The 13,248-nt window shown below is 35.4% G+C and carries 10 protein-coding genes; all 10 read right to left on the minus strand.

Annotated elements, in window-relative coordinates; all coding sequences use genetic code 11:
* Positions 1-11: 11 nt before the first annotated feature.
* The 10 genes from K412_RS0102875 to K412_RS0102920 all read right to left on the minus strand — a co-directional run bounded on the left by K412_RS0102875 (position 12) and on the right by K412_RS0102920 (position 13,174).
* Entirely contained in the window at positions 12-815 is an 804-nt protein-coding gene (locus K412_RS0102875; protein ID WP_024831716.1) for an alpha/beta hydrolase, read from the minus strand.
* A gap of 46 nt (positions 816-861) precedes the next feature.
* Positions 862-2,367, minus strand: coding sequence for a GH39 family glycosyl hydrolase (locus tag K412_RS0102880; protein ID WP_024831717.1), 1,506 nt, complete (start codon positions 2,365-2,367; stop codon positions 862-864).
* Between the two features lie 131 nt (positions 2,368-2,498).
* Positions 2,499-4,001, minus strand: coding sequence for a glycoside hydrolase family 43 protein (locus K412_RS0102885; RefSeq protein ID WP_024831718.1), 1,503 nt, complete (start codon positions 3,999-4,001; stop codon positions 2,499-2,501).
* Between the two features lie 46 nt (positions 4,002-4,047).
* A complete protein-coding gene (locus K412_RS0102890; protein ID WP_024831719.1) occupies positions 4,048-4,302 on the minus strand; it encodes a DUF6171 family protein in 255 nt (84 codons plus the stop codon).
* Between the two features lie 98 nt (positions 4,303-4,400).
* A complete protein-coding gene (locus tag K412_RS0102895; protein WP_024831720.1) occupies positions 4,401-5,879 on the minus strand; it encodes an alpha-N-arabinofuranosidase in 1,479 nt (492 codons plus the stop codon).
* Positions 5,880-5,929: 50 nt separating this feature from the next.
* The gene (locus tag K412_RS0102900; protein WP_024831721.1) at positions 5,930-6,814 is read right to left on the minus strand and encodes a carbohydrate ABC transporter permease; all 885 of its coding nucleotides are present in this window, start codon (positions 6,812-6,814) and stop codon (positions 5,930-5,932) included.
* Between the two features lie 13 nt (positions 6,815-6,827).
* Positions 6,828-7,730, minus strand: coding sequence for an ABC transporter permease (locus K412_RS0102905; RefSeq protein WP_024831722.1), 903 nt, complete (start codon positions 7,728-7,730; stop codon positions 6,828-6,830).
* A gap of 134 nt (positions 7,731-7,864) precedes the next feature.
* Positions 7,865-9,577: an extracellular solute-binding protein gene (locus K412_RS0102910; RefSeq protein WP_024831723.1), complete on the minus strand. Its 1,713-nt coding sequence runs from the start codon at positions 9,575-9,577 to the stop codon at positions 7,865-7,867.
* 158 nt (positions 9,578-9,735) lie between these two features.
* Positions 9,736-11,445, minus strand: coding sequence for a response regulator transcription factor (locus K412_RS0102915; protein ID WP_024831724.1), 1,710 nt, complete (start codon positions 11,443-11,445; stop codon positions 9,736-9,738).
* Positions 11,438-13,174, minus strand: coding sequence for a sensor histidine kinase (locus tag K412_RS0102920; protein ID WP_024831725.1), 1,737 nt, complete (start codon positions 13,172-13,174; stop codon positions 11,438-11,440). Before K412_RS0102920 ends, K412_RS0102915 begins: the two co-directional genes overlap by 8 nt.
* Positions 13,175-13,248: the final 74 nt, after the last annotated feature.

Below are 13,248 nucleotides of genomic sequence, written 5' to 3' on the forward strand. Positions count from 1 at the left end.
ATAAGTTACTTTTATTTATCATTTTCAGTAGCCCAAGCTAATCCTTTGTCTATGTACTCGTTCCAGAACTTCCAATCATGAACACCAACGTCTTCAACATAAGTATGTTCTACATTTTCTGAAACAAGGAATTCATGCAATTCCCTGTTTTCTTTTATAAGAAAATCTTCTGTTCCACAAGCCATGTATATCTTGGGTATATCTGCTTTTCTTTCCTTAAGACCACGGATTAGTGCTTCTGGGTCTTTGTCACTTCCTAAAAGCTTATCAAGCTCCCCAAACACTCTTCTATAATAAGGATAGTCTGCAACAGGTCCTTTGAAATCAGGAGTAATCCCGGCAATCTGATTGGTAATAAGTGCAGACGACAGTGCAATTATTCTACCAAATCTTTCTGAATATTTTAAACCGTTTCTTATTGCACCGTAACCACCCATGGATAATCCTCCAATGAATGTATCCTCTCTTTTATCTGATAGTTGGAAAGTCTTCCGTGTATATTCAACCAACTCATTTCCAATTAGCTCCCCATAATATGCCCCAACATCTTCGTCATCTAAATAAAAGTGATTTTCACCGGATGGCATAAACACCGCAATATTGTATTTCAAAGACACTTCCTGTATTTTTGTGAATGTCAACCAATCCATATGATTACCTGAATAACCATGTAAAAGGTAAATGGATTTTAAAGGACCTTTTGGTCCTTCAGGTTCCTGACCCGGTATCTCATATTTATCATTTGGTATCAAAGCATTAAAACATACAGGTCTTTTCATTGTTTTAGCAAAAAAGTTTACTTGAAAAATCGCCATAATAAATTCTCCTTTTCAAAAATTTACAATTATATACATAATTATTTTAATACCCCGGAATCATACTGTCATCAAGTTTATAGTAAGTGTCTGTCTCATCTATTACAGGAATGATTTCAAAAAAAGATACTTCGTTTTTGCTTTGAGTAAACTCAAGAAGCAGCATATCCTCAGTACAGCTTACCCTATCCGATATTACCATAGGACGTGCTGCGTTTTTCAGTATTTCAACCTGCTTCTTAGTTGTAAATCTGGGGCGTCCCATTTGTATCCATGTTTTCCATGGGTTACCGTATTTTTCGTTTACAATAGTCCTATTAATAAAATATTCACCTTTTGGTAAATTCAACTCCATTGAAAAATCTTTATCAAAATGGTCACCCTTCTCCATTACCGGATTCCATGCAGTTATTGTCACTGTACCGTCAGTTTTTCTTGTTACCAGCATATTTTCATCTCTGTACAATATGTCCTTTCCCATTTGCTCAAAAAAGCTGAACATATGGAAAGTCGGCTTTGGAATATCGTTAAGTGCAATAAGACCAAACCCTCCGTGGAACTGAGCTCTGGGGACACCCGCCTCCTCAAATACATCGCTGAAAGTCCAGTATGAAAATGAATCTACAATATCTCCTGCCTCGCTTACAATCCTTGCCAAATACGCCGCATTAAGACATGTATCATGAACAGGATTCAAAGGATTGTAGGAAGTATTGTATTCTGTTATATGGAATGGCAGATGTGGAAATGGTGAATTATCAATCATTTCCCTGACTGACTTCAATTCTTGAAGCATTTCTTCAGGTTCCTTGAGATCCTGATAGCAAAGTTCATGTGTATAAACTTTCGGCATATGTGCTGAATATAAATGACGGGAAACGAAGTCAACTGGAGCATTTTCCTTTTTACAAAACTCAAGAAAATCCTTAATCCAGTAATCAGCACCTCCGCATATAGCCGGGCCACCAACCTGTAAATCCTTATTAATTTCCTTAATTGCCATAGCCGATACTTTATAGAGTTTAAAGTATTCTTCCTCATCGGCATCCTTCCAGAATACCTTCAAATTTGGCTCGTTCCAGACTTCAAAAGGCCACTGCAGAACTTCTTCTATTCCATATCTGCTTATAAAGTGTTTTATTAACGCTTGGATTAAATCCTTCCATTTATCATAATCCTTGGGAGGTGTTACATTTCCTTTCCAATAAAACACTTTTTGATCTCCTGAAGCAAGCTGTGATGGCATAAATCCAAGCTCGACAAATGGTTTGAGACCCTTTTCAAGAAACGAATCAAATATCTTGTCTATATATGTAAAGTTATAGAAAGGTGTCATTTCTCCGTCTATTTCATATTCTGCATAAACGGCAGTGTCATCATGAAATAAACCATGTCCTCTTATATATTTAAAATTTATTGCCTTTTGAACAAATTCAAGAGTATCCTGATATTCCTTCTGAAGAGCGATTCCCATACGTTCTGTGCCTACGCAGAAATTCCAGTTATCCCTGAAAGTTCCCGTTACTTTATCTGAGATCTTTATTTTGCTCATATAATCCTCCTTTAAATTATGTACTAAAAACTAACGTGAGTACGAATACTTGCTCTCTTTCGTGAAAAAATTGCTCTTGTATTATTTTATTATAACATTCTATTATTTCAAAGCACTTTTATACAATACCTTTATAATAGTTGTTCATATATAAAATTTCTGAAATCAGCAAACCCACCTGCTGTTTTTAATGAATAACAGAATATACCTACTCTATAACCTATAAAAAGGTCTAGAGTATATGTCATATGCAAATCACTGCCAAATTTTACCCAGTTAATACCGTCCTGGGAATAATAAAATTCTGCAATATCCCTACTATTTTGAAAATCAAATTCAATTTTCAAAAATATGCTATTATCCATAAACGGTCTATATTCTTCCTCTTTCTGTCTCCCGTCACTGCCCTTTTTAGAAACAACAATCCTTTTGAGATTATTCTCGTCAACACTTATTCCTATAGCTCCATAATTGCCTTGTAACGCCATAAGACCAGCATAGTCTCCTGCTTTCATTCCTTCAGTTTTAAGCTCTACTGAAAATCCACATTTAGGGCCGCTTGTTCTTTGGGTTAAAGTGTTCCTTGCAGTTAAAAGATTCTTCGCCAAAGATTGAGTACGCAATCTTAAATAGCCCGGATTTTCTGTAAATGACCAACAATGCTCCTGGGGATTGTGATTCCATTCCCATCTCAAATCCAGCTTATTTTCCTTATGGTTAAAACTGTAACTGGTTATTAATGGTTTAGCAGCATACTCTTTTAAAGGAATCTCAAATTCTTCTGGCACCTTTCCACTAATCCCCAATTCAGGCCAACAATCCTTCCATGAAACAGGTAGTAAATATGGAATTCTACCCACCGCTCCATGATCCTGAAACAAAATAGAATACCATTCCCCATCAGGTGTATCTATTAAAGCACCCTGAGCAATTCCCTGGTTCTGGTACCCCATATCATCATCAAGAAGTATTTTTCTCTCATACTCTCCCAGCAAATCCTTTGCTCTGTAGCACACAACACGTCTCCTACAATTACCGTCATTGGGCCACTCAATGAAAAGTAAATAATAATAACCGTAAATTTTATAGGCTCTGCAACCCTCACAACGAAGCATTATATTTTCAGAAGGAGTACTGAACAGGAGTTGATTGATTCCTCCTTCTTTTACTCCTGATAAATCATCTTTTAATTCGACTATTTTAATATCTCCGTTACCATATATTAAGTACGGCCTACCATCATCAAACAGAAAAGACATGTCATGGAAAACGTCATTAATGACATATCGCTCCCATCCGCTTTTTTCTATATTGTCCGTATAATAAATATAGGTCTTTTGCATGTCATGGCACACAAAGCACGCATAGTATAAACCATTGTAAAATTTTAGACTAGTTGCCCATTGCCCCTTACCATATGCATTTTTTCCATTTTTCAGCTGATATATTTCATTATCTTCAATGGTATTAAAAACATAGGATACTAATTCCCAATGGTATAAATCCTTTGATTTTAATATAGGAGCTCCAGGCATTACAAACATGGTTGTAGACACCATATAAAAAGTATCATCTACACGTATAATATCCGGGTCGGGCATATCCGCCCATATAATAGGATTCTGAATTTTCATGTTAAGCCCTCTTTTTTATTTATGTTTTGATTTGCGGATTAAGCTATTACCATTTATTTCCTGAAGGGTGAGGGCAAATACGCAAAGCATTCATAGCCCTTGCTTTTACAATACACCCACAAATCATGCAAGTGATTCCATCTGTTAAATGTTTGCATTTGTTACAGGCTTCCAATCTCTTTTCATATTGCTCTTTACTGGGCAACGGTACTCCTGATTGAATTACCCTATTTACTTCCATTTCAATATCATTATCAGTAATATGAATATTTCTATGACATTTAAAGCAATTGTCCTTCACCGCTACCCTCCTTTAACCGCTAAATATCCCGGCATTAATTATATACTGCCGGGACATTTTTAGTCTAATTAAATATTCCATTGTCGTTTGTAATTAGCTTATACAATTTCTATCATTACAACTGCTTTTGAAGGTATTATACCTGATATATGGTTATTTTCAAGGCGTATACCTTCAAATTTCTTAATAGTTACATTATTTGCTTCTTCAAATGTGTTTTTTGCATTCATAACATTGGAGGTAATTATTTCACCCTTAGTACCCTTTACGGTTATACCTCTAATATCAAGATCTATCTCAGCATCATCTGACGGATTAAGGTTGCAAATGGTTACATGAATCTTGCCTTCTGAGTCTATAGAAGCAGAAGCGTTCAGCTGAGGTAGTTTTTCTCCATTAAAGGTATATTCAGGGCTTTCAAAATCAAGTGAAAGCGGTTCTGCATCCTGATGAACCTTGTACATGTCAAATACATGATAGGTAGGTGTCAGAAGCATCTTTTTACCCTCTGTTAAAATTACTGCCTGAAGGACATTTACCATTTGTGCTATGTTTGCCATCTGAACTCTGTCACAGTGATTATTGAAGATATTCAGATGAATTCCGGCAACAAGGGCATCTCTCATTGTATTTTGCTGGTAAAGGAACCCTGGATTTGTTCCGGGTTCAACAGCAAACCATGTACCCCATTCATCAACAATCAAGCCCACCTTTTTCTCAGGATCATACTTATCCATAATCTTTGAATGACGTACCACCAATTCTTCCGTAAACAAAGCATTCTGCATTACTGAAAACCAGTGATTTTCATCAAATTCAGTTGCTGACCCCTGTTCAGACCAATCCTTGGAGATTCTTGTATAATAGTGGATGCTTAAACCATCCATTTGCTTTCCTGCTTCTCTCATAAGTACCTCGGTCCAGTGATAGTCATCCACCGAAGCGCCGCCAGCTATTTTGTAAATAGTATTTTCACCAAAGTTTCTTACATATGTTGCATATCTTTTATATTGGTCTGCGTAAAACTCTGCTGTCATGTTCCCGCCGCAGCCCCAGTTTTCATTGCCGACACCGAAATACTTAACTCTCCATGGTTCATCTTTTCCGTTTGCCCTTCTTAAATCAGCCATGGGAGATTTTCCGTCAAAAGTCATATACTCAACCCACTGTTGCATTTCATGTACAGTACCGCTTCCAACATTACCACATATATACGGTTCTGCGCCAAGAATTTCGCAAAGTTCTAAAAATTCATGGGTTCCAAAATGGTTATTTTCTACAACACCGCCCCAATGAGTGTTTACCATGCAAGGTCTGTTTTCTCTAGGTCCTATTCCGTCCATCCAGTGATATTCATCTGCAAAGCATCCTCCCGGCCATCTCAGAACAGGTATCTTCAATTTCTTAAGTGCTTCCACAACATCTGTACGGAATCCGTTTATGTTTGGTATTTCAGAGTCCTCTCCAACCCACAGTCCCTCGTATATGCACCTTCCCAGATGCTCTGAAAAGTGCCCGTATATGTTTTTATTTATTTTGCCTTTCTTTATATCGGCATTTAATACCATTTTTATCATTAAATTACTCACCCTTCTTAAACAGAAATATTAATAAGTATATCAGTATATTACCCTTTTACTCCACCCAATACTATTCCTTTTACAAAATATTTCTGAAGGAAAGGATATACCAAGACTATTGGTAATGTACCAAGAAAAATCTGAGATGCTCTTAATGTTCTATCTGAAATAGTTGCCAACTCGGAAATTTCCTGCCTTGAGAGCATACTATATGACCTCTGCACAACAATAGTCTGAATATAGCTCTGAAGGGGGTAATTTTCTGCCTTATTCATAAGAATCATACCATCAAACCAGCTATTCCAGTGACCTACCAATGAGAAAAGAGTTATTGTAGCCAATGCAGGAGTTGATACAGGTACTATTACTCTCCAAAGAGTAGTCCAGTGGCCTGCTCCGTCAATAAACGCTGCTTCATGCAATTCCTTTGGTATTTCCCTAAAGAAATTCAATAACAATATTACACTGAAAACAGGAACTGCTCCCGGAAGAACCAAAGCCCAAAGACTATCAAGTAATCCCATTTGCTTGATTACAATATACCAGGGAATCAATCCTCCGTTAAACAGCATTGTTATAAAAAATACCCATGCGTAAAATGTACGGAAACGAAAATCTTTCTTTTCCTTTGATAAAGGATAAGCACATAATATAGTAAGTACCAGGTTAATAAAACCACCCAGTGCAATTCTTTCAACTGAAATCAACATAGAATGCCAGAATGCAGCTCTTTTTGCAACATAAGTATATGAATTTAGTGTAAACTCAACAGGCCAGAATACAACCTTTCCGGCTGCAGCAGCCGAACTGGAGCTGAATGATACGGCTAATATATGAATTAGCGGTATAATACAGAGTAATGCCGCTAACACTAGAAAACAGTTATTTACTATTGTAAACACACTGACTTTCTTTAGTTTTCCACGTTTCATTTAATAACCCCCCTTAAAAAATTCTGTAATCTGCAAATTTATAGGCAAAGAAGTAAGATACTGAAATAAGTGTAAATGAGACTACTGACTTAAACAGTCCTACAGCTGTAGCAACTCCGTATTGGGCTTCCAGCAAGCCTATTCTATAAACAAAGGTATCAATAATGTCTCCGCTTTCATAAACAGGGGGACTATATAAATTAAAGATCTGGTCAAAGCCAGCATTTAAAACATTACCAAGACTTAATACCATCAGTAGAACAATAACCATCCTCATTCCAGGAAGAGTTATGTGTAGTGTTTGCTTCCATCTGTTGGCTCCATCCATATGAGCAGCTTCGTAAAGGCTTGGATCTATTCCGGTAATGGCTGCCAGATAGATTATGGTACCATAACCAAATTCCTTCCATGTTTCCGTCAATACCATAGTGGTAGGAAACCATTTGTTGTCTCCAAGGAAAAATATAGGCTCAAAGCCAAGTGCATTTATCAAAGAATTTAAAATTCCGCCGGAGGGAGAAAGTATATCAATCAGTATGCCTCCAAGTACAACCCATGATAAAAAGTGAGGAAGATAGATTAGTGTCTGAATACCTCTTTTTAAAGCACTGTTTGCTACTTCATTAATTAATATTGCAAATATTATTGGAACAATAAGTCCCAGTATAATCTTCGCCATTGCTATAGATATTGTATTCCACATTATATTATCGAAATTAGGCATATCTAAAACATATTTGAAGTTCTTTAAACCTACCCATTTCTGGTCACCAAATAGACCCTTTGCTGGAATAAATTTTTGAAAAGCAATTACAATACCTGCCATAGGCAAATAACTGAATATCAGCAAAGTTATAAAGCCCGGAAGGATCATTAAGTGCAAGGGTAGTTGTTTTTTTATATTTAGATTTTTCAAGCTTATTCCTCCCCTTTTAAGGTGATAGATAACAATAAAATCGAACTCTCAGTTTAAATTTAGGCTCTAGAAACAAGAAGGAAAGGATATGAAACGGCTGTATCCTTCCCTTCTAATGTTAACTAGTTGATTAATTACTTGGATTTAACGGAATCATACCATTCGTTAACTTCCTTTGTCATATCAGCACCACCTAGTTTATTCCAATCGCTAACGAACTTATCAAAATCGCTGATAGGAGCAGCGCCCATTATAATCTTTATGAATACCTCTTTTTCCATCTTTTCAAGAGTAGTTTTCTTTTCAGCCATTGTTGTAGTTGGTGCTCCAACAAACTTTTCACTTAACAACTGTCCATTGTTCTTGTATTCAACCATATTACGGAATGCACCATTTTTACCGTAAATTCTTTCCCATCCCCATTGTGAAGTATCGCCTTTTTCATATGCTTCTATATTGCCTTGGATAATCTTAGGCTCATCTGACAATTTGCTGAAGTCATTGCTCTTTCTTGCTTCATCTATTGCCACGAATGCCTCAAGATTCTTGAATACAGGAGCAGGGCATACTGGTGAGAATTTCCAAACTCCTACACCACCGTTCTCAACAGGCATATAATACTTGTTGAAGTCTGCTGTTTTACCCCAGTTCTTCTCTACATGTTCATTGAACAGTTTTACAAGTGCTTCAGGATGTTCATAACCTTTTCTTACTGCAAATATTCTTGTCTGATTGAACTTTAAAGGTACCATAGCCTTTTTATCATCATTTGAAACAATAGGATATGCTGTCCAATCTGCGTTATTATCATTGTTAAAATTGCTTATAAGAGGATACATTGGGTTCCACTGTGCACCATAGTCCATACCTACTTTACCTGCTGCTATAGTCTCAGCAACCTTTGCTGTATCCTTAACACCAAATTCTTTGTCAATCTGGCCTTTTTTGTACATATCAGCCAATTTCTGAAGTGCTACCTTTGTTTCAGGTAATGTACTACCCCATGCTATTTTACCTGAACTATCCTCTACCCACATATTGGGATATGCATGATATCCTGCAAAGAAACCTTCTAATCCCATACATCCGTTGTATAAGTCCTTTGTGATTGGAAGTCCGATAGTATCGTTTTTTCCATTTCCATCAGGATCTTGATTTGTAAAGGCTTCTGATATTTTTAAAACATCATCCATGGTCTTAGGTGCCTGTAAATTCAATTTTTTAAGCCAGTCATTTCTAATCCACAGATAATGTGCAGCTTCATTAGTTGAAACAGGTTCCGGAATAGCCATCATTTTACCGTCAAACATAACTGAATCGATATTACCGGTTCCTTCTTCTGTCATAATTTTCTTAAAATCCTCTGAAGCATAGTCGTTGTAGTATTTAGTCATATCCTCAATCATGTCAGAATCAACCAACTGTTTGAGCTGTGAAGGATTTACAAGAACTACATCAGGAAGTTCTCCTGATGCCAATGTTACATTGATTTTCTGTATGTATGCATCTGATTGTTCATTTCCTTTTACTGTCCAAGCATATTTTATATTTATACCTAATTCATCTTTATATAATTTTGTCCAACGATTGTCTTCTAGAGTCTCTCCCGGTGTCTTTGGCAATATGTTTGCAGCAAGGTCATCATCTATTCCACGAACAAAAGATATGTCAATCTCAGGACTATATTTTCCGAATGGATCCTTATTTGCTACTGAAGAATTAGTACTTTGAGATGATGCCGTACTATCGGATGTGTTACTTTCACTACCACAAGCTGTAAGAATTGAAGCTGTTAAAGATAAAACCATTGCTAACGATACAGCTTTTTTTAAGTAATTGAATCTCATTTGGTTCCTCCTGTTATCATTTATTTGAGGCCTCACCTATATTATAAAGTTTGCCTTTCTGGAAAACCATTCACATGTTTTTACTTTTGTTATCTTTTGTTTACTTGTTTTTACCAAAGTTAACCATTGAATGAATCCATTTTTTACTTTCTTATCATCTATTTACCTGAGACAATCATATCGTGATATTCTTGGGGAGAACATGACATTAATTTTCTGAAAAACCTTGAAAAGGATGCCCCTGTTTCATAACCAACGGCCTTTGCTACTTCATTTATCTTTACCTTTTCTTTTTTCAGCAGCTCCTTTGCTCTCTCTATACGGGCATTGTCAATAAAATCAGAAAGATTCTGATTTGTAACCTGTTTATAAAGCCGTGACAAATATGATGGATTTAAGTAAACTTGTTCTGCCAGCCTAACTAAAGAAAGATCCTCACTTAAATGCTCATTTATAAAATTTTGAATAAAATCAACTGCATTGTCTGCCCTTTTCTTTTGCTCCTCAGTCTGAATCTGAAAAATTACATTAGATATATTTATCAGATATTGCACTGCATCTGACCATGTCTCATGTTTGTCAATCCTCATAAGGCTGTTAAGGCCTATATGAAAGGCCAGTTTTTCGGTTATATTCCACCGATTAATATACGAAAGAATACTTAGCGCTACCATGGAATATGCTTCAATGGCTAAGTTACTGTTTTTACTCTTAATTAATCGTAATGGGCTTAATAATTCATCTAAAACCTCAAAATATTTCTCTTTCTGACCTGACTCCAGATACTGCTGAATCAAATCCATATTTCTTCTTCTCAAAATAATTTCCAATGATTCATCTTTTGTATTCAGTTCAGGTACTTCTGTTTCAGAACCTGAAGTTAAAATATTATTATTTTTCATTTCATTATCAATCAACAGCATTTCTATACCGGTGCCTATTCTATAATTCAGTAGTTGATTAAGGGAAAAGTACTTTTTGGATACATCCTCCCAACTACAGGGTTCTCTCCCAAGGGCAAAGCTGATTGATGCATTCATGGATTCTCTGCTGGCAGTCTGTATAACTTCAAGTGTGCCTTTTATATACGAAATGGTCTTTGTATAAAATGCCTCTTCTTCAGCTTTACTATAACCTGTAGTTACCAATTCATTTGGCTGTATAAAAAATATAAATCTATATCTGTCATCTAAAACACTTATGAATCTGATACTTGTACTAAAATTTTGGGTAATTATTACTTTTATGGAATTTATATATTGTATTTTATCCCAATAAGATAAGTTGCTTGGAATATTATCAATGTGTCCCAACAGCAATATTACAGGATGGTCAGGGTGCATGGGGATAGATAGCTGTTCAAACTGGGACTTATTCATATCAAGTGAGGTTCCTTCATGCAGCATATGTATAAAATAATCCTTCTGAAATAGGCCCAAAGCAAGTTCAATCTGCTCCTTGGCCTTATGAATTAAGTCTTCTGTTTTAACTTCTCTTTTAATTTCCTCTATAGCATTTTCAACAACGCTAATTACTTTGTCATTATCCTCTGTTTTCAGTATATAGCTTACACCCTGGTGCTGAATTGCTTTATATACATATTCAAATTCGTTATACCCGGTAAGGAATATTACTTTACATTGAGGCCATCTTCTATATATGACTTCCAGTAACTGCAAGCCATCCATTTCCGGCATCCTGATATCTGTGAGAACAATATCCATCCTTGTTCTGCTTAACCATTCAACAGCTTCTTCTCCTGAATATGCCCTGTATACATCCAGCTCAAGGTTCTTCATGCTTCTGAATATTTCATATAACCCATTTACAATAATTTCCTCATCGTCTACAATTAATAGCCTATACATTTTTCCTCTCCTTCTGTAAAACTATTTTCAGTACTGCCTTCAGCCCTCCAATTACACTTCTTGAAATAATCAGACCACTCTCTTCACCAAAAACCAACCTTATTCGTCTGTGTATATTCAACGTTCCAGTTGTTTCAATCTCCTTCTCGTTGTCCTCCAATAAATCCTGTAACTTTTCAAGCTCGTTATCTGTTATATCACACCCGTTATCTTCAACAATAATTCTTAGCTCATTTTCATTTCCTTCAAAATTAACAAGCAATAATCCACCATTTTTTTTCTTTTCAAGACCGTGTTCAAATGCATTTTCAATTATAGGCTGTAGTATCAGTCTCGGCACTTTCAAATCCTTGTACATAGGGGGACATTCTCCAAAATGAATCTGAAGTCTTTTTGAAAATCGCATAAGCTGAATTTCCGTATACACCTTGGCATGATTGATTTCTTCTTCCAGTGGTATATTGTCCATGGAGTTTCTTGTGACAAAACGAAAATACTCTCCAAGGTGTTTTGTAAAGGGTACTAAATTCTCATCGCCTATTCTAGCCATAGTATTAATCATGAAAAAACTGTTATAAAGAAAATGGGGATTAATCTGGGACTGCAAATGCTTCAATTCAGCTTTCTGCATTAGTATTTTCTGGTTGTATACCTGGTCTATGAGCATATTAAGATTTTTAACCATGTCATTAAAACTTTTAAACAGATATCCGAACTCGTTATTGGAATCATGATTTATGGTGACCTTTAAATCGCCATTTTCCACTTTACGAAAAGCTTTTACCAGTTCATTCAATGGCTGATGCATAAATTTATAAGTGGATAAAGAGTATATAATAATTATTAATATGGCCGCAATTGAAAATACCCATGCCCAGATTTTAAAATTCACTATGGGTTTTAGTATAAATTCCTGTGGAAAATACCTTAATAAAGTCATATTTAAGTATGGAGAATTTGTATGAACTACATAGTACTTTTCATTCCCAATATTTGTGAGTATTGTTCCGTCTTTCTCTTGTTCATTCATGCTCAGTAAAATACTCTGAATAAATTGCGAATTATCCTCTTTTGATTTGCTTGTAATAATATTTGTACGTGTTATCAGTATGGAACCGCTTCCCGTATAGGTATTGAATTGTGCAAGGGCATGTTTTAAAGCATCCTGATTTAACTCTATATCAATAGTAAATAAAGGCTTTGTTGAACCGCTGTATTTCTGAAAAGTACTTAGATATAGCTGACCGTTATAATTAATGATTTGTGCTCCCTTTAATCCTGTTGGAACAAATATATCATTGTATTCATCTATATGAATATCATCTACTCCGTTATTTGAAGAAACTGTCTTATTAATTGGAAGAATATGTACTTTTACATCATTTACATATATACTGCTGTTTTTTATAGCAACAAGTCTTTGTTTTAATTGAAGTAAGGTTTGGGATATTTCATATTCATTCATAATCTCCCATCTTATTGCAAGCTTATTTAGTTGTTCATCATTTAGACAATCATATTGGAGTATTTTAATTCTTTCTATTTCTTTTTCGAGACTTTCAAGATAGAATGATGCCTGAGCTATAGTTGATTTTGATATTTCGCTTTTTATGGTACGCAAACCGCTATTATATATATAAATTCCTAAACCGTAAAGAGGAATTATTATTATTAGAAAGGTTATTACAAGGCGGCTGAAAATACTGTTTCTAATTTTTATCTTGACCATTTTATTTTACTACCTCTCTATTTCAGTATATAAAGTCAATTAAAATTCTTTATCGTTATAGTAACATATACCAA

Source organism: Ruminiclostridium josui JCM 17888, assembly GCF_000526495.1.
GTDB lineage: Bacteria > Bacillota > Clostridia > Acetivibrionales > DSM-1351 > Ruminiclostridium > Ruminiclostridium josui.

What these genes read in the sequence shown, in the direction of transcription:
- K412_RS0102875 (WP_024831716.1), bottom strand. Translation starts at nt 815, where the DNA reads ATGGCGATTTTTCAAGTAAACTTTTTTGCTAAAACAATGAAAAGACCT.
- K412_RS0102880 (WP_024831717.1), bottom strand. Translation starts at nt 2,367, where the DNA reads ATGAGCAAAATAAAGATCTCAGATAAAGTAACGGGAACTTTCAGGGAT.
- K412_RS0102885 (WP_024831718.1), bottom strand. Translation starts at nt 4,001, where the DNA reads ATGAAAATTCAGAATCCTATTATATGGGCGGATATGCCCGACCCGGAT.
- K412_RS0102895 (WP_024831720.1), bottom strand. Translation starts at nt 5,879, where the DNA reads ATGATAAAAATGGTATTAAATGCCGATATAAAGAAAGGCAAAATAAAT.
- K412_RS0102900 (WP_024831721.1), bottom strand. Translation starts at nt 6,814, where the DNA reads ATGAAACGTGGAAAACTAAAGAAAGTCAGTGTGTTTACAATAGTAAAT.
- K412_RS0102910 (WP_024831723.1), bottom strand. Translation starts at nt 9,577, where the DNA reads ATGAGATTCAATTACTTAAAAAAAGCTGTATCGTTAGCAATGGTTTTA.
- K412_RS0102915 (WP_024831724.1), bottom strand. Translation starts at nt 11,445, where the DNA reads ATGTATAGGCTATTAATTGTAGACGATGAGGAAATTATTGTAAATGGG.
- K412_RS0102920 (WP_024831725.1), bottom strand. Translation starts at nt 13,174, where the DNA reads ATGGTCAAGATAAAAATTAGAAACAGTATTTTCAGCCGCCTTGTAATA.